19 protein-coding genes are annotated in these 15,942 nt (G+C 41.1%); 6 read left to right on the plus strand and 13 right to left on the minus strand.

Annotated elements, in window-relative coordinates; genetic code table 11:
* The first annotated feature begins 83 nt into the window (after positions 1–83).
* The 3 genes from WC445_03120 (at position 84) to WC445_03130 (ending at position 3,225) form a co-directional block, all read left to right on the plus strand.
* Positions 84–1,112, plus strand: a complete 1,029-nt coding sequence (locus tag WC445_03120) for a C45 family peptidase (protein MFA5128935.1) — start codon at positions 84–86, stop codon at positions 1,110–1,112.
* Positions 1,113–1,819: 707 nt separating this feature from the next.
* Complete coding sequence (locus WC445_03125; GenBank protein MFA5128936.1) at positions 1,820–2,662, plus strand: haloacid dehalogenase-like hydrolase; 843 nt, start codon at positions 1,820–1,822, stop codon at positions 2,660–2,662.
* Between the two features lie 83 nt (positions 2,663–2,745).
* Complete coding sequence (locus WC445_03130) at positions 2,746–3,225, plus strand: VIT1/CCC1 transporter family protein (GenBank protein MFA5128937.1); 480 nt, start codon at positions 2,746–2,748, stop codon at positions 3,223–3,225.
* A gap of 78 nt (positions 3,226–3,303) precedes the next feature.
* Here the strand turns inward: WC445_03130 and dnaN are convergent, their stop codons facing one another.
* The 13 genes from dnaN to WC445_03195 all read right to left on the minus strand — a co-directional run bounded on the left by dnaN (position 3,304) and on the right by WC445_03195 (position 12,400).
* The gene (gene dnaN, locus WC445_03135; protein ID MFA5128938.1) at positions 3,304–4,452 is read right to left on the minus strand and encodes a DNA polymerase III subunit beta; all 1,149 of its coding nucleotides are present in this window, start codon (positions 4,450–4,452) and stop codon (positions 3,304–3,306) included.
* Positions 4,453–4,702: 250 nt separating this feature from the next.
* Positions 4,703–6,064 carry a chromosomal replication initiator protein DnaA gene (dnaA, locus tag WC445_03140; GenBank protein ID MFA5128939.1) on the minus strand — a complete coding sequence of 454 codons (1,362 nt, stop codon included), beginning with the start codon at positions 6,062–6,064 and terminating at the stop codon, positions 4,703–4,705.
* 159 nt (positions 6,065–6,223) lie between these two features.
* A complete protein-coding gene (gene yidD, locus WC445_03145) occupies positions 6,224–6,478 on the minus strand; it encodes a membrane protein insertion efficiency factor YidD (GenBank protein MFA5128940.1) in 255 nt (84 codons plus the stop codon).
* Positions 6,475–6,819: a ribonuclease P protein component gene (rnpA, locus tag WC445_03150; GenBank protein ID MFA5128941.1), complete on the minus strand. Its 345-nt coding sequence runs from the start codon at positions 6,817–6,819 to the stop codon at positions 6,475–6,477. The genes yidD and rnpA overlap by 4 nt, the downstream gene beginning before the upstream one ends.
* 14 nt (positions 6,820–6,833) lie before the next feature.
* Complete coding sequence (gene rpmH, locus WC445_03155; GenBank protein ID MFA5128942.1) at positions 6,834–6,974, minus strand: 50S ribosomal protein L34; 141 nt, start codon at positions 6,972–6,974, stop codon at positions 6,834–6,836.
* Positions 6,975–6,998: 24 nt separating this feature from the next.
* Entirely contained in the window at positions 6,999–7,499 is a 501-nt protein-coding gene (locus WC445_03160; protein ID MFA5128943.1) for a metallophosphoesterase family protein, read from the minus strand.
* Positions 7,499–8,779 (minus strand): trigger factor, encoded by a 1,281-nt coding sequence (gene tig / locus WC445_03165; protein ID MFA5128944.1) that lies wholly within the window; start codon positions 8,777–8,779, stop codon positions 7,499–7,501. The genes WC445_03160 and tig overlap by 1 nt, the downstream gene beginning before the upstream one ends.
* A gap of 157 nt (positions 8,780–8,936) precedes the next feature.
* Positions 8,937–9,158, minus strand: coding sequence for a hypothetical protein (locus WC445_03170; GenBank protein MFA5128945.1), 222 nt, complete (start codon positions 9,156–9,158; stop codon positions 8,937–8,939).
* A gap of 271 nt (positions 9,159–9,429) precedes the next feature.
* Positions 9,430–9,864 carry a hypothetical protein gene (locus tag WC445_03175; protein ID MFA5128946.1) on the minus strand — a complete coding sequence of 145 codons (435 nt, stop codon included), beginning with the start codon at positions 9,862–9,864 and terminating at the stop codon, positions 9,430–9,432.
* Between the two features lie 203 nt (positions 9,865–10,067).
* Positions 10,068–10,676 (minus strand): ATP-dependent Clp endopeptidase proteolytic subunit ClpP, encoded by a 609-nt coding sequence (clpP, locus tag WC445_03180; protein ID MFA5128947.1) that lies wholly within the window; start codon positions 10,674–10,676, stop codon positions 10,068–10,070.
* A gap of 23 nt (positions 10,677–10,699) precedes the next feature.
* Positions 10,700–10,990, minus strand: coding sequence for a hypothetical protein (locus WC445_03185; GenBank protein MFA5128948.1), 291 nt, complete (start codon positions 10,988–10,990; stop codon positions 10,700–10,702).
* Between the two features lie 16 nt (positions 10,991–11,006).
* The gene (locus WC445_03190) at positions 11,007–11,972 is read right to left on the minus strand and encodes a bifunctional oligoribonuclease/PAP phosphatase NrnA (GenBank protein ID MFA5128949.1); all 966 of its coding nucleotides are present in this window, start codon (positions 11,970–11,972) and stop codon (positions 11,007–11,009) included.
* An 83-nt stretch (positions 11,973–12,055) separates the two neighbouring features.
* Positions 12,056–12,400: a ribosome-binding factor A gene (locus tag WC445_03195; protein ID MFA5128950.1), complete on the minus strand. Its 345-nt coding sequence runs from the start codon at positions 12,398–12,400 to the stop codon at positions 12,056–12,058.
* A gap of 81 nt (positions 12,401–12,481) precedes the next feature.
* Between WC445_03195 and WC445_03200 the strand changes: the two genes are divergently transcribed.
* The 3 genes from WC445_03200 (at position 12,482) to WC445_03210 (ending at position 15,809) form a co-directional block, all read left to right on the plus strand.
* On the plus strand, positions 12,482–14,713 hold the full coding sequence (locus WC445_03200) for an AAA family ATPase (GenBank protein MFA5128951.1): 2,232 nt from the start codon (positions 12,482–12,484) through the stop codon (positions 14,711–14,713).
* A gap of 115 nt (positions 14,714–14,828) precedes the next feature.
* Positions 14,829–15,377 (plus strand): 30S ribosomal protein S16, encoded by a 549-nt coding sequence (gene rpsP, locus WC445_03205; GenBank protein ID MFA5128952.1) that lies wholly within the window; start codon positions 14,829–14,831, stop codon positions 15,375–15,377.
* 57 nt (positions 15,378–15,434) lie between these two features.
* The gene (locus WC445_03210) at positions 15,435–15,809 is read left to right on the plus strand and encodes a KH domain-containing protein (protein ID MFA5128953.1); all 375 of its coding nucleotides are present in this window, start codon (positions 15,435–15,437) and stop codon (positions 15,807–15,809) included.
* Positions 15,810–15,942 lie beyond the last annotated feature (133 nt).

Raw genomic sequence — 15,942 nt, forward strand, 5'->3', positions numbered from 1 at the left:
TTATGTGCAATATTACTCGGGCGGACACAGATTGATTTGCGAGAAAAATATTTATATACTTCTTAAAGTCTAATCATATTATTATGGATATCAAAACTTTTTCAGGCGATTTTTCAGAACTAGGGAAACAACAGGGAAAAATATATTCCAAGAATAGAATGTCTTTTAAGAATGTAAAAATAAATCCCAAAATTTATGAAAACCAACTTAGAGTCTATAAAAAATATTATCCAGAGATACTTCAGGAATTAGAAGCAATGGCCGAAGCAGGAAATTTTGACAAAGACAAATTAATTTATCAATTTATCTGCAACGAAATTTTATTGATAACTAATAAGCTTAATTTGGATAAAGCTTGTACTATTTTTGGGGTTAATAACAAAAATGGAATTTTTATTGGAAGAAATTACGATTGGATTCCAGGGACTGAGAAATTTTTTGAAGCGTATAAGTTTAACAATCCTAAAAGAAATTCATTTATTGCAGTAACAGACATGGCATATGGAGCTGAAGCAGGAACTAAAAAAGAGAACTTATTTTATAACGTAGATGATGCCATAAATGATAATGGTTTGTTTATTGGATTAACATTTGCGTATAGTGATGACTGGTCTTATGGATTAAATTGTATTCACATGACTAAACTCATTGCTGAAACCTGCTCAACAACTGAAGAAGCAATAAAAGTTTTTGAAAAAGTCCCTTTATGTGGTCCTAAAAACTTTTTTATTGCAGATAAAAATGGAAATATGGTGGTAGTTGAGCACACATCCAAAAAATTTAAAATAATTTATCCTAAAGAGGATGTTTTAATCCAAACAAACCATTATGTTGATACTGAATTAGCAAATGAAGATTTTGTGTTGAAAAAAGTTCCCTATCACAACACATTTATTAGATATTATGAAACGCTTCAAAAAATAAATTTCAAGAAAAGTAAATTCCTGTTTTCAGATATAATCACAGTTCTTGGAACTCCAAATTCGTACACTTGTCAAAATTTCCCAGGAATAAAAACTATTTGGACTCTTGCGTTGGATATGAAGAATCAAAAGTATAAACTATTTTGGGATTTATTTGGAAAAAGAAAAGAAAAAGTTTTGAAGATATAATTCTCTCACAATTTTTAAAATATAGTGTGTCCGCCCTGCGTCATACTGTCGCTCCGTTTCACTCCGCGATTTTTTCTTGCAGAAAAAACACATAACAGCGATTAAGAGGAAAAATCTTGCAGATTTTTCCCAAATTTGCTTCGCAAACTTCTCTTAATCGCGACATTATGTGAAATTAATTTGGAATTTGCTAAAGAGTTGGTTATTCAGTTTTAGTATTAAGAGTTTGTCGCCGTAGTTTTTGTAAAGGAGTTACTTAATTCTTCTTTCTCATGAATTTTTTAAATAAAAAAAATTGAAATAGGTAATCAATATTTAATTATCTTTATGAAAAAAAGTAAACACATTATTTTAGAAGTTATTTTGATTTTTTCAACAGTGTTAGTTTTCAGAAGTCTTTGGACAATAATGGACCGTATCCAATTACTTAATGAAACCTATGCCCATATCATCTTATCGATAGTCGGGATTCTTCTTTCAATATTTGTAGTACATAAACTTACTCATATAGATTAATTTAGGTGTGGACCAGTCTATTTAATATTTTGTGAATTTTACTACTATCGGTTTCTGGTTTTTTCAATTTAGGCGACAAACTCGTTTTATTTAAGTGGTGCAAATTGCAAATTAACTCTGCGGTGCTCATTTCATTCCGCTCCTCGCCATGCTGCGCTCTCGCCTTCGGCTCGGGACAGAAAACACGGCTTATGCAAAATAATATAACCTCTAGCCCAGAAAATTTAGAAAGACTAAAGTCCGCCATTCGAGAAGATGGGCCGGAGAATCTTCATGCCCTTTCTGACTTTGACAGAACTTTAGTCAAAGCGTTTGTGGACGGACAAAAGTCGCCGAGCGTGATTGCCCAAATCCGAAACGGAAAATATTTGACGCCGGATTACGCCCCGAGAGCCCATGCCCTTTTTGATAGATATCATCCAATTGAACTTGATCCAAAAATTTCCCGCGAGGAAAAATCGGCCGCGATGCACGAATGGTGGAGCGAACATTTTAAATTGCTCGCCGAGTGCGGGCTTACAAAACAAGTCTTAAAAGAAATTGTGGGGCAAAAAACTTTAAAGTTTCGCGAGGGAGCGATGGAGTTTATTGATTTTTTGCACGAACGAAGTATTCCGCTCATCATAATGTCTGCCGCGCCGGGCGATATGGTCGCGATGTATCTAGACCAAGTTGGCCGGCTTTATAATAATGTTCATATCATTGCCACGTTCTTTGACTTCGACGCCGACGGCAAAATGATTGGCATCAAAGAACCATTAATTCATTCTCTTAATAAATACGAAGTCACTTTAAAAGATTTTCCAGTATTTGGAGAAATAAAAAATCGGCACAATGTGCTTCTTCTGGGAGACAGCTTAGACGACGTCGGAATGGTGGAAGGGTTTGACTATAAAAACCTTTTGAAAATTGGATTTTTAAATGAAGAAGTCGACGCCAACCTGGAAAATTTCAAAAAAACTTTTGATGTGGTTTTAACCGGCGATCCGGGAATGGAATATATAAATACACTCTTAAAAGAAATATTTTCATAATTACCCAATTACTTAATTACCACGAGTTACGCTTTATGAACCAGTAATTAGGTAACTAGTAGTAATTGGGTAATTGAAACATTATGCTCAACTCTTCTCTAAAAACCGGTTTGAGCTTTGGCCTGACCTCGGGAATTATCACCACTCTTGGCCTTTTAGTCGGTCTTGCTGCCGGAACTTCCTCGCGCCTGGCCGTGCTTGGGGGAATTCTAACAATTGCTATAGCTGACGCTTTTTCCGACGCCCTAGGAATCCATGTTTCCGAAGAGGCGGAAAACAATCATACCCACAGCGAAGTTTGGCAATCAACTTTTGCCACATTTTTTGCCAAATTTTTCTTTGCCATGACTTTTGCCATTCCTGTATTTATCTTCGATTTAAAAACCGCGACGATAATTTCCGTAATTTGGGGTTTTATAATTTTAACCATTGCAAATTTCTTTATTGCCCGTTCGGGAAAAATCGCGCCATGGAAAGTAATCAGCGAACATCTCCTGATCGCCGCTGTGGTCGTTATCGCTTCCTATTTTGTCGGTAATTTAATTTCTACTTTTCTCAGTTAACTTATTTTGAGATTCAAAAACACCCGGCACTTCGCCGGATGTTTTTTGTTTTTTAATTACTAATTACCGGTTACTCAACTATTTTTTAATCGGCATGACGATATAAAGATAATCTACTGTTTCCACCTTTGGCCGCAAGAGACACGGATTTTCGCCGGAAGTTAATTCCAAGGCCACTTCTTCTGTCTCCATTGCTCCAAGCCCGTCCAAAAGATATCTATAATTCAAAGTAATTTCATTTTCCTTCCCTTCCACTTCCGCTTCAAGCTTTACCGTGTTTTCGCCGAATTGTGAATTAGCTGAAGACAAAACTAATTCTCCAGTTTTTTCTTTTCCCGGCTTAAGAGAAAACGTGACATCAAAAATTCCAGGCTTGGCAAAGAGACTGGCCGTTTTTACCACCCTCATCAATTCGTTGCGGTTAAAGGTCGCCCTTGTTTCATAACTCGCCGGAATAATTTGCTTATAGTCCGGATATTGTCCATCAATCACGCGGGAAACTAAATCCACGCCGTTTAAAGAAAACATTATTTGATTTTCTGCGAGATAAATTTTCACGACGTTCGGCGCTTCTGGATCTTCGCTGTCCCGGAAAACGGATAAAATCCGCAAGACTTCTTGCATAGTCCGGGCAGGAACAATTACATCGCGGGAATTTTCATTTTCCTTTCCCGCCAAAGCCAAAATTTTTTCCGCCAACCTGTAACTATCTGTTGCCGCTACCACGACTTTCATTCCCGCTCCATCAAAATGCATTAAAATACCGCTGATTTCCGGCCTGATTTCGTTTGTGGAAGTGGCAAAAACCACCTGATTTACCGCTTCATGAAATTTCCCCACATCTAGGCTGTAGGGCGCCTCTTTCGCCACCTCGGGAATTAGAGGAAACTCGCTCGTGGCCGCGCCGCGGAGGCGGGTTTCATAATTTTTACATTTAATTTCCAATGTTTGATCTTGTAGATCAAGATCAATTTTATCCTTGGGCAAAGAACTCACATAGTCAGCAAAGAGTTTTGCCGGAAGAGTAATCGCCCCCTCGGATTCAATCTTGCCCCTCACCTCACACCTAATACCTATCTCAAGATTTGTCGCGATAAGTGTGATTACTCCACCCTCGGCGCGAAATAAAACATTGTTTAAAATGGGCAGATTAACGTTTTTACTCGCGATGTGGCTTGAAATTAGAAGACCACGATTTAAATTTTCTTGAGTGCAAGAAAGTTTCATATCAATATCAATTTTGTTTTAAATATTTATATATAATAATAACAAGCGTTTTGATTTTTGTGGATAATTTTTCTAAAACCTTTTTGTTGAAAGATTTTTTTCGCTTTTTGGGGTGTGGAGAAATTTTTTGTTGTTGTGGACTCTTGGCGCGGAATTTTTTTGATCAAATTTTTTTGAACTTTTTGTTCCCAGCTTATCAATTTTTTGGCACAGGCTTTTCCACAGGAAAAGAGGATAACATTTTTATTTTTTAGTTGTATAATCTTTGTTTTATTTGTTCGATTTCTTGTTTTAGTCTGTCGCTTGTTTCCACCTCGCGAGTGATTTTTTCAAAAGCGTGCATCGCGGTTGTGTGGTCGCGGCCGCCGAGCTCCTGGCCGATCGCGGGATAAGAGCTTTCAAGTTCTTTGCGCATCAAATACATTACAATCTGGCGGGGAAAAGCCAAACGCTTTTCGCGGGATTGCCCCAAAAGTTCATCAAGCTTTAGGTCGTAAAATTCCGCCACGATGTTTATTAATTGTTTTGGCGTAGCGGATTTTTTCCCGGAAATTACGTGAGAGACAAGGATTCTTTTTACCAGGTCAAGTGTTAAGGGAGCATGCTGAAATTGCTCGTAGGCAATAATTTTATTTAAAGCGCCTTCCAATTCCCTGATATTGTTTTGGATGATAAGAGCAATGTGATCAATAATTTTTTGATCTAGAACGAGGCCTTTCTCTGAGCATTTTGCTTTTAAAATGGCGATGCGCGTTTCATAATCCGGTTGCGAAATATCCGCGATCATCCCCCATTCGAAACGGGAGATTAATCGTTGTTCCAGCGCGGGGATTGCTTTGGGCGGGCGATCGGAAGTCATCACGATTTGTTTGTCGGCTTGGTGCAGGTCGTTGAAGGTATGAAAAAATTCTTGCTGCGTTCCGTCTTTAGCCGCCATAAATTGCACGTCATCAATTAAGAGCAGGTCTGGTGTGCGATAAGTTTGTTTAAATTTTTCTGTGGTCCTGGATCTTATGGCCTGAATATAATCGTTGGTAAACTTTTCGCTGGTGGTGTAAAGAACTTTTTTATTTGAATCGGCTTCCAAAAGGGAATGGCCGATTCCCTGAAGAAGATGAGTTTTGCCGAGCCCCACGCCGCCATAAATAAAAAGCGGGTTGTACGTGCTCTTGCCCGGATTTTTTGAGACAGCTTGAGCCGCGGCGTGAGCGAGCTCATTGTTTTTTCCAACAACGAAATTAGGAAAAGTGTATTTGGGGTTTAAACCAAAGTGGTTGCTCGGAGCTTCGGTCGCGGTTTTTGGTTTTTCCGTTAGGGCCTGTCCTATTGCCACGGGGACATCCATTTTTTGTGTCTGGGGCTTGACTGCTTCCACGCGATAAATTATTTCTTTGACGTGTCCGCCGACAATTTTTTGTAAAGTTTTTAAAATTGATTGATGATATTTATTTTCCAACCACGCTTTGGTAAAAGTGTTGGGTACGCCGACCGTAATCTTTTCTCCATCAATAAAAGAGATCGCGGTATTTTTAAACCAAGTGGTAAAATTGGCTTTTGTGAGGTTTAGTTCCAGCTCACCTAGAACCGCCTGCCAAAGTTGTTGGTTAGTCATAAGGAGAAGAATTATGGTCTGGCAATCACCTTTTCTAATATATCATAGATATAGAAGTGCTAAAATAGGGTGAAAAGAGGCGAAAAGTGAATAAGGTGTTGATTACTTGGGGAAAACTGTTTTGAAAATTTCTTACGAAAAAATTAAGATAATCATTTGTTACTTCAAGGGGTCAAAACCTCCTTTGGAAAACGGGTTACAGCGTAATACCCTCCAAAAAGCCTTGGTTCCTCCTCGGAAAATGCCGTATTTTTCTATTGCCGCGTAGCCATATTCAGAACAAGTCGGGTGAAAACGACAAAAACCATTAGGAAATAGAAATGAAAAGAATCCATGGTCAAAAGAAAGCGTTTTTTGGTAAACCTTTATGACTTTCAAGACGGTTTTTCTGGCTGCGAAGGCGACAAAAGTCATTTGTTTATAAGGTTAAAGTGGTTGAGGCCGGAAATTACATCTTTTTTTAGCTCATCGTAGGTTTTTCCGAGTGTTGCGGGCAGAACTGTAATAACAAGGTCGTATCCTGGAGCGATTTTTTTAATTTTTTCCCGGATTATTTCCCGGATCTGCCTTTTTGTCCGGTTTCGAACTGTGGCAAGTTTGGAAATTTTTGTTCCGATCACAATTCCGAAACGGGAAACGGTCAGGCTATTTTCTAAAAGTTTAAAACCGAGCATTTTAGTATAAAAAGACCGTCCCCTTTTCCAGATTTTTTGAAAATCCTTTTCAGATAATAAGCGGTGGGGTTTGGGTAACATGGTTTTGAAAATTTTTAAACAGTCAATTTTTTTCTTCCTCTGGCCTTTCTTCTTTTTAAGACTTTTCGGCCGCCGGGCGAGGACATTCTTTTTAAAAACCCGTGCACCTTTTTTCGGTGGCGTTTTTTTGGTTGATAGGTTCTTTTTGTGGACATAATTTTTTAAATTAAAGATATTTTTTAAATTCTTTCTAAAATTTTTAGTTCTAGTTTGTCAGATTTCGTGTCGTAAACTGCGAAGGTCGCCCGATAAAACATCCCAGCCAAAGTTCCCGGGTTTACAAGCCGTGTTCTGCCGATTTTTTCTTCCCAGGGTTTATGAGTGTGGCCGTAAAAAACAAGGTCAAGCTCGTCTTTTTTGGCTAACTCAAGCGCTTTTTCCGGGAAATGAGTAAAAGAAATTTTTCTGTTATCTAACTCAATTTGGCCGACCTCGCCGTGGGCCGTAACATTGGAAAAATCTTTGGCAATTTTTTCTAAAAGTTCCGGATCGCCAACGTTTCCGTGGACAAAATGGAACTCTCCGGAAAATTTTGGCGCAATAATTTCAGCTAACATCGATGGCGCGGCCAAATCTCCGCAGTGGATAATTAATTCGACATTATTTTGGTTTATCCATGTAAGCGCTTTTTCCATGTTTGGGATGTTGTCGTGGCTGTCAGAAATTATTGCGAGGCGCATTATCTTGTGGCTAAATCTTTGAGTAATTTTACGGCTTTGCGATTTTTAATGATGTTTCCAAGATATTGTTTTGACTCATCTGACTGGACTCTGTCCAAAAGATCAGGTTCATTTTTGTAAGCTTCGCGCAGCTTAGCTACTTCTTCATCAATTTCCGCGGTTGTCGCTTCTATTTTTTCCGCGGCGGCAATTTCTTTAATCGCGAGCGCGGTTTTTATCCGTTCCACGGCCCGCGGCGCAAGCTCCAACATTAATTGATTTTCAGTTTTTTTGATATTTTTTAAATAATCTTCAAAATTAACTCCTCGTTCAGCCAAAGAATCTTCCAATTCATGGACCATTTTGTGGGCCTCGGAATTAATGAGTAGTTCAGGGATGTCTTCAATACGCGCTTCGGCCACAACCTGCTTTAAAATTTCTTCTTCGAGGTGCGCCTCTTCCTGGTTTTCCATTTCTGCGAGCAAATTTTTGCGAATTATGTTTTTTAAATCATCAAATGACCCCTGCCCCAGAGTTTTGGCGAAAGCGTCATCCAGAGCTGGCGGTTGGAGTTCAAAAACGGAAATGATTTTTACTTTAAAATCGACATTTTTCCCGGCAATATTTTTTTGGTAATGTTCTTTGGGAAAAGGCAGAGAAAATTCTTTGCAATCACCGGCGGAAAGGCCGAGCAGTTGATCAGTCAAGCCCGGGACATAGTATGATTCGGCCATATAAACAGCGTGATCTTTTGTTTGGCCGGCCTCAAGAGGCACTTTATCAAGAAACATCTCCATATCTAAAACAACCTTGTCGCCTTTCCTAATTGGATGACTGACCAGGACTTCTTTAGTCTGCATTTTTTGCAAATCGTGGAGTGCCGCGTCAACTTTTTCTTCCGGAACTTCGCTTTTTTTGCGGGAAATTTTTATTTTATGATAATCACCAAGTTTAATATGGGGGAGAAGGGAAACCTTGGCTTTGTAAATCAAGGAATTGCCCGGCGCGAGTTTTACAACAGAAATTTCCGGGGAGCCAAGCGTTTCCAAATTTTCGTCTTTTACAATTTTGGCGTAAGTTTTTTTCACGGCCAGTTCCGCAGCTTTTTCATAAATTGTCATTTCTCCGACATGTTTTACTAGAACATCAAAAGGAACTTTTTCCGGCCGGAAGCCGTCAATTTTTACTTCAAGAGCAAGGATTGTTGCCGCCTTATCTAAAAAAGTTTTTAATTCTTCAACTGGAACTTCGATTTCCAGCTCAATAGTGTTTTTTTGCAGAGTTTTTGAGTTGAGTTGCATGGTAAGTTATAAAAAATTAATCTAGTTTTCTTTCGTAAGTTTAAACAAAATTAGTTTTGTTGTCAACAGGAAAGCAGGAAATCCACAAAATATCCACAGGGGGTGATTTTTTAAATAAAAACGCCCGCGATATGTAGTCGCAAGGCGTAGGGGCTGTTCAGCGAAAAAGAGGTTCTTCGCAGTTTGGACAGCGGCTTGCTTCTCCAGTGTAGTCGTGGCAGCCGCAGGGGCAAGTTGCTCGGCTTTGCTTTGGGAAGCGCAGAAGCTCGCTTACTCGTTTGGGGACATCGTGTTCGTTCTCGCAGGCTTTGCCAAGAACCCAAGCCATGGCTGCGGCGATGCCGCCCGGGCAAGGGACGCCAAGTGTCCTTATTGCCATGTTTCCTCCTTTCACGGCATACAATTTAAAATACTAAAATTATTAGCCTTTGTCAAGATTTAAATAAAAGAAGTCTCGTCGGGCGGGAACAAATATTCCGCTCTCCGACCAAAGGAACATCCTCCTTTGGAATCCTCTTTTGAGCGGAGTTCGCTCGCTATCGCTCGTTCAACAACTTTTCGTTTTTCCGCCTTCGCGGAAAGGCAAAATAAAAAAAGAGGCGGGTGACGTTTCAGTTTCCGAAGAAACTTTGCGTCACCCGCCAGAGCTGTCAGGCTGCCGTCGAGGCGGCCTTCTTGGTCTCGGTGGGGAGAAAGGTGGCCACGGTCTGCCCCCCCACCGCCTCGTCCCGCGCCCTCAAGACCAGGTTCGCGGCCGCGAGTCGCCGTCCGAGTGTCTCCGCTCGTTTCCTTTCGATGTCGGACCACCTGGCCGGGTCGTCGTCGAGGACCCTCTCCGCGTAAGAGCGGAGGATCCTCTGCTCCTCGTCTCGCTTCGCCGTGATCCTTCTGGTCTCGTCGTCGGTGAGCTTGGTCGCCCACTGGACGAGCCAGGAAGGGGTCTCGGGCTCGGCAGTGACGAAGTCCCTCAGAGCCGAGGAGACTGCTTCCTGAGCGGCCATGCCCTGAACGACTGCCATCTCGAAGGGGTCGGTGCGGGCTTCTGGGGAGATCCCCTTCAGCCAAGCATGGAGCTTCGCGCTCATTTCTCTTTCCTCCTTGTTTAGGGTTGTTTTCTGTTTTACCGCACAATCGTCTGATTATGCAGCTTTTTATTATAGAATAAAAGAAATATTTTGTCAAGAGCTGTTGACAAAATAGTTAAAAAGAGTTTATTTTAAAGAAAAAAGAGATGTTTTTATGTAATAACAAAAACGGCCGTAAGGGGCCGTTTTTTGCTCTCTTATATTTATTTTTTGATTATTTTATCTACTATCCCGTATTTTAATGCCTCGTCCGCGGTCATAAAATAATCGCGGTCTGTATCCTTCTCAATCTTCGCGAGCGGTTGGCTGGTGTGTTTGGCTAAAATATCATTCAAGCGATCTTTAATTCGCAAAATTCTTTCTGCCCGAATTTTAATATCAATCGCCTGTCCTTCCGCCCCGCCCATTACTTGGTGAATTAAAATTTCCGAGTTTGGCAGAACAAATCTTTTTCCTTTTGTGCCGGAGGCCAGAAGCGTCGCGGCCATGCTCGCGGCCAAGCCAACACAAATTGTGGAAACATCAGGCTTGATGTATTGAATTGTGTCATAAATCGCAAGTCCCGCGGTCACTGATCCGCCTGGGCTATTGATATACAGCTTAATATCTTTTTCTTTGTCCTGGCTTTCTAAAAATAAAAGCTGGGCAATGATTGTGTTTGCCACTCCGTCATCAACCGTGTCGCCCAAAAAAACAATACGGTCTTTCAAAAGTCTTGAATAAATATCATAAGCCCGCTCGCCGTATGTTGATTTTTCAATTACGGTCGGGATGAGATGTTGATAATTTAGGTCGTTATTTTTTGTCGTCATGTTTTTATTTTAAGTTTTAAAATTTAAGCTGCTTCGCGATGTTTTACCGGTTTGAGCCCTCGGCGATGGCCGCGCCTGTTCGGGCGACCAAGTCTCCTGCTTTTTAGGCCGCTTGGTTTATGTATTTCGGCGAGAATCTTATCTTGATGCGCGGTTTTTTTATCCGTGGCTTCAGCAATTTGTTCGGTCGTCCAGTCTTCTGGCGGCGGAACGCCGAGCGCCGCCTCATATTTAGTTACTGCTTCGTCGTATAGGGTTTTCAATCCCTTGTTCTCCTCTTCAGAAATGATTGGTCTAAAAAATTCTCGGCTCATAGTAAATAGTTAATTGTTATTCTATCCTCCATCCTCCCTCTATTTTAACCAATTTTCCTGGAATGGTAAATCCAGCCGCTTTTGCATGTCCTCCCCCACCAAAAGTTTTGGCGAGCCGAGAAACATCAATTCCCGGGACAGTTGTTCGAAAACTTCCCTTAATTTTTCCATCTTCCAGGGCTTTCAAAACCAAAACCATTTTTGCGCCTTTTAAATTATTTAAAAAATTTGTCACGCCTTCAAGCGCTTCCTCGTCCAGATTGGCCAACTCCAAGTCTTCTTGGGTAATCACGGTCGTAACAATGCCCAATTCTTTATTTTCCGTGAGGCGGGATAAAATTACTCCCCAAAATTTTAAAACATCCAAGGATTTATTTTGCAAAACATTGGAAGAAATTTCCCCAAGCCTTGCTCCCCGAGCCAAAAGTTTTCCGGCGGCTTCAAGAGAGGAAAAAGTTGTGGCAGGATTGCTGAAGTTGGCCGTGTCGGTAATTAAGCCAGTCAAAAGCAGGGTGGCCGCGTCTTTGCTAAATGAGAAATTTAATTGTTCAAAAAGGGAAAAAACAATCTCTGCCGTGGAAGAAGATTCCGGATCCAAAATATTAAGCACTCCGAAAGTTTCGTTTGTTCTGTGGTGGTCAATATTAATGATTGGCAAGGCGGGAGAAAGAGCGCGAATTTCCGTTTCAATTCCTGTCTGTTTTAAGTCGCCGCAGTCCAAAATTATAATCAAACCATAATCAGAGAGAGTAATTTCGTTATAATTACTTTTAATTTTTTTCCGGCTGGGAAGAAAGTCGGCGGAACTTGAGATTGGCCCCAAGGCAAAAAAATCATTGGTTTTTCCGAGTGTATCTAAAAATTCGGAAAAAGCCAAACCAGAGCCAAGCGCGTCTCCGTCCGGTTTTTGATGGACCATGACTAAGATTTTTTGGGCGGCTAAAATCAGCTGCTCTAATTTATTAATTAATATCTGGTTCATTTGAGTTTAGAAGTAGTAAGTTTACGCCCTGAACGAAGCACGGCGAAATCAAAGGGTCGGCCTTCGACATGCTCAGGCAATATTTATGAAAGTTCATCTTTGACTTGGTTAATCAAATTTTCCACCACTTCGGCCTTTTTTTCCGTGATGTCGATTTTAAAATTTATTTTTGGGACGAATTTTGTATTCATTTTTCTAAATAATTTTTTTTGAAATTCGCGGGCGGCTCGGCCGGCAATCGCAAGGCAGGTTCCCGTGAATTTTTCCGGCAAAACCGAAAGCCAGACCGTGGCGTATTTTAGATCGTCCGAGACTTTGGCCCGGGTAATTGTAACTAGGCATTCAAGCGGAAATTCCACTTCTCGCAAGAAAAACTCGCCAAGATCGCGGATAATCAATTCTTCAAATTGTTCGGTACGTTGTGACATAATAGAAATTTATGAATAACCTATCTTAATACTATCACGAAATCTTGTCAAAGATATACTTAAATTGTAGAATATATCAATATGTATCTACAGAAACTAGAAATTCAAGGATTTAAGTCTTTTGCCAATAAGACAGTTTTGGAGTTTACCCCGAAAGACAAGGGCGGGAAAAGCATTGCCGCGATTGTGGGTCCCAACGGTTCTGGAAAATCAAACGTTGCCGACGCCGTCCGCTGGGTCTTGGGCGAGCAGAGTTTGAAATTGCTCCGCGGGAAAAAATCGGAAGACGTGATTTTTTCCGGATCGCCCAAAAAGCCGCGCATGGGATTCGCGGAAGTTTCATTGTATTTAAATAATGAAGACGGTTCCGCGCCGATTGATTTTCGCGAAGTGGTTTTGACCCGCCGAGTTTATCGGAGCGGCGAGAGTGAATACTTGATAAATAAAAGCAAGGTCCGACTTTCCGATGTTCTTTTACTTTTGGCGCAATCTAATTTTGGTCAAAAGACTTACGCCATTATCGGCCAGGGAATGGTCGACGCTATGCTTTTGGCAACGCCGGCTGAACGCAAAGAATTTTTTGATGAAGCAACTGGCGTGGAACAATACCAGATGAAGCGGGACCAGGCTTTGAATAAATTAAAAGCTAGCGAGGAAAATTTGCGCCAGGCGGAAATTCTTTTCGCGGAAATTGAACCGCGGGTGAAATCTTTGACGCGGCAAATGAAGCGTTTGGCTGAGCGAAGCCAGGTTGAGGCTGAATTAAAAAATTTACAGAAAAAATACTATAGCCATCTTTGGAAAGAATTGAACGGCAAAATGAAAAATGAGGAAACGCGCGTCGCGCCGCTTTTGGAGGAAAAGAAAAAATTGGAAGGAGAAGTTGGTGAGGCCGAAGGAAAATTAAAAACAATGGAAAAAGAGCAGCCGACTTCGGACGTTTTCCGGAGACTTCAGAGCGAATACGAAAAATTGTTTGAAGAAAAAAATCGTTTGCGCGAGCGGGATATGATGATAAAAAATAAGATGGCGCTTGCCGAGCATGCGGAACTTGTCCGGCCAATGGCTATGCCAGCCAATGAAATTGAAATGACAGTGGAAGATTTATTTAAAAATTATGAAAATTTTGTTAAAAAATTAGTTAAGGCGGAAGACACGAGCGCCCTAATTGATTTAAAAAAGGAAGCGGAAGGTTTGCGAAAAGAATTTGCGGATTTTTTTGCTAAACTGAAACGCGAGCCGGCGAAAAAAGAAGCAGCGAAAATTGATCCGGCTCTTCCCAAGGAATTGGAAAAAATTGTCGGAGAAATTGAAAATATAAATCGCGCCCTGACCGAGGTTCAGGTAAAAATTGAAAATTTCAACCGTGAGCAGGAAGCCGAACGGCGAAGTTTTTTTGAATTGCAGAGAAATCTTCAGTTAAAACAGCACGAGCTCTATATGTTGTCTTCGGAAATAAACGCGATTCAAGTGGAAACTGCCGGAGCCGCGGCGCGGCGCGAAGATTTGGAACGGGAAATTAGGCAGGAAGTCGGTGATCCGGCGGAACTTGGCGAGCCAGCTGGGTTTGAGCCGGATTGGCACGAGAAAATTTTTAAATTTAAACATCAGCTGGAATTAATTGGCGGTATTGATCCCGAAACGGAAAAAGAATATAAGGAATCAAGCGAGCGTTACGAATTTTTAAAAACCCAGATTGCCGATTTGCGCGGGGCGATAGATTCTCTAATGAAAGTAATCGGCGAATTGGACGGAATTATTAAAAAACAATTTGATACGGCTTTTGGAAAAATTAATGATGAGTTTGAAAAATATTTTAAAATTTTGTTCGGCGGCGGCAAGGCGCAATTGATTTTAAAAAAAGAAATTAAAGTTGATGAAGATGAAGCAGTAGCCGAAGGAGAAGAAGCGCCGGTTGAAGAAAAGAAAAAGAAAGGCGAAGAATTTATCGCTGGAATTGAAGTGGAGGCCACTCCGCCAGGAAAACGGCTAAAAGGAATTGGAATGCTCTCCGGCGGCGAACGAGCGCTGACTTCCATCGCGCTTCTCTCGGCAATTATTTCCCAGAACCCCGCGCCATTCGTTGTTTTAGATGAAGTTGACGCGGCGCTTGATGAATCAAATTCAATCCGCTTTGCCAATGTTTTTGACGAGTTGACGGATAAAACCCAATTTATTTTAATCACCCATAATCGCGCTACGATGCAGAAAGCGAATATTCTCTATGGCGTGACCATGGAAGCGGACGGCGTTTCAAGGCTTCTGAGTTTGAATTTGGAGCAGGCCGAGAGGACGGTAAATATTGACAAGTAATTGGCTATGAGGCAAGATGGCAGTATAATCAAAATTACCCAATTACTTAATTACCCAATTACGGCCCGCAGAAAGGTAAATGAGTAATTAAGTAATTAATTGTTTTTATAAAATTATGTTAATGATTAGACTATCTCGCACGGGCAAAAGCGCCCAGCCCAGCTATCGCGTGATTGTTTCGGAAAAAAGCAAAGATCCCTGGGGAAAATATTTAGAAATCCTCGGACATTATTATCCAAAAAAGGAAGCCAAGCTAGTTGATCTTAAAGAAGAAAGATTAAAATATTGGATAGGAAAGGGCGCTAAACTTTCTGAAACCGTAAACAATATTTTAGTTAATCAGGGAGTGATAAACGCGCCGAAAGTTCGAATGGTGAAAATCAGCAAACGGCGCGCGGCTAAGGCGGCGGAAAGTAAAAAAGCCAGCGAAGCAGCTCCGGCGGTTCCCAAAGCTGAAGCACAGACTGAAGCGGCAAAACCCGAAGAGCCAAAAACTGAAACCGTCGCCGAAGAAAAAAAAGAAGAGCCAAAGGCTGAGGCGCCAGTTGAAGAGGTGAAAATTGAAGCCTCTGCAGAGGAAGGGAAGACAGAAGAAGCGACCAAGGTTGAAGAGAAACTAGAAGCCCCGGCCGAGGAAACGAAATCAGAAGAGGCAAAGGCGTAAGGGTTGACAATTTTTGAAAAAAATGTTATTGTAATAATATAAATAGCTCTTCTGTGCATGGTCGAACAGCAAAGTAGCTATTTTCTGAACATTAAACAAGAAAAGAAACGTATGGCAGAAAAAGATCAAGAGTTCGTTGAATACATCGTGAAACAGATCGTCAATCATCCGGAAGACGTTAAGACCGAAAGAACGGTCGACGAAATGGGAGTTTTAATCACTCTCAAAATTCATCCGGAAGATATGGGTTATGTGATCGGCAAGCAGGGTCAAACCGCTCGCTCAATCAGAACTCTATTGAAGATCGTCGGCGCGAAGGAAAAAGCCAGAGTCAATTTGAAAATCTACGAACCGGAAGGTTCACGGATGAATCGAAGAGGCCCGGCTCCTTCTTCCGATGTTGACGCAGATGTTGAAGACTTGAAAATCTAAAACATCAATATATAAAAATAACACACCACAAGTTGGTGTGTTATTTTATTGGCAAGTGAGTGAGAGAAATGAAAAATTTTTTTCATTTCCGAGCGAGCGCAGCCAACACAGGGCGCATGCCCTTTATTCTGAA

The sequence above is a fragment of the Patescibacteria group bacterium genome (assembly GCA_041650995.1).
GTDB lineage: Bacteria > Patescibacteriota > Patescibacteriia > XYB2-FULL-38-15 > XYB2-FULL-38-15 > JAHIRI01.

Excerpts from the sequence above, each read along its gene's own strand:
- WC445_03120 (MFA5128935.1), top strand. The coding sequence starts at position 84 with ATGGATATCAAAACTTTTTCAGGCGATTTTTCAGAACTAGGGAAACAA.
- WC445_03125 (MFA5128936.1), top strand. The coding sequence starts at position 1,820 with ATGCAAAATAATATAACCTCTAGCCCAGAAAATTTAGAAAGACTAAAG.
- WC445_03130 (MFA5128937.1), top strand. The coding sequence starts at position 2,746 with ATGCTCAACTCTTCTCTAAAAACCGGTTTGAGCTTTGGCCTGACCTCG.
- dnaN (MFA5128938.1), bottom strand. The coding sequence starts at position 4,452 with ATGAAACTTTCTTGCACTCAAGAAAATTTAAATCGTGGTCTTCTAATT.
- dnaA (MFA5128939.1), bottom strand. The coding sequence starts at position 6,064 with ATGACTAACCAACAACTTTGGCAGGCGGTTCTAGGTGAGCTGGAACTA.
- yidD (MFA5128940.1), bottom strand. The coding sequence starts at position 6,478 with ATGACTTTTGTCGCCTTCGCAGCCAGAAAAACCGTCTTGAAAGTCATA.
- rnpA (MFA5128941.1), bottom strand. The coding sequence starts at position 6,819 with ATGTTACCCAAACCCCACCGCTTATTATCTGAAAAGGATTTTCAAAAA.
- rpmH (MFA5128942.1), bottom strand. The coding sequence starts at position 6,974 with ATGTCCACAAAAAGAACCTATCAACCAAAAAAACGCCACCGAAAAAAG.
- WC445_03160 (MFA5128943.1), bottom strand. The coding sequence starts at position 7,499 with ATGCGCCTCGCAATAATTTCTGACAGCCACGACAACATCCCAAACATG.
- tig (MFA5128944.1), bottom strand. The coding sequence starts at position 8,779 with ATGCAACTCAACTCAAAAACTCTGCAAAAAAACACTATTGAGCTGGAA.
- WC445_03170 (MFA5128945.1), bottom strand. The coding sequence starts at position 9,158 with ATGGCAATAAGGACACTTGGCGTCCCTTGCCCGGGCGGCATCGCCGCA.
- WC445_03175 (MFA5128946.1), bottom strand. The coding sequence starts at position 9,864 with ATGAGCGCGAAGCTCCATGCTTGGCTGAAGGGGATCTCCCCAGAAGCC.
- clpP (MFA5128947.1), bottom strand. The coding sequence starts at position 10,676 with ATGACGACAAAAAATAACGACCTAAATTATCAACATCTCATCCCGACC.
- WC445_03185 (MFA5128948.1), bottom strand. The coding sequence starts at position 10,990 with ATGAGCCGAGAATTTTTTAGACCAATCATTTCTGAAGAGGAGAACAAG.
- WC445_03190 (MFA5128949.1), bottom strand. The coding sequence starts at position 11,972 with ATGAACCAGATATTAATTAATAAATTAGAGCAGCTGATTTTAGCCGCC.
- WC445_03195 (MFA5128950.1), bottom strand. The coding sequence starts at position 12,400 with ATGTCACAACGTACCGAACAATTTGAAGAATTGATTATCCGCGATCTT.
- WC445_03200 (MFA5128951.1), top strand. The coding sequence starts at position 12,482 with ATGTATCTACAGAAACTAGAAATTCAAGGATTTAAGTCTTTTGCCAAT.
- rpsP (MFA5128952.1), top strand. The coding sequence starts at position 14,829 with ATGTTAATGATTAGACTATCTCGCACGGGCAAAAGCGCCCAGCCCAGC.
- WC445_03210 (MFA5128953.1), top strand. The coding sequence starts at position 15,435 with ATGGTCGAACAGCAAAGTAGCTATTTTCTGAACATTAAACAAGAAAAG.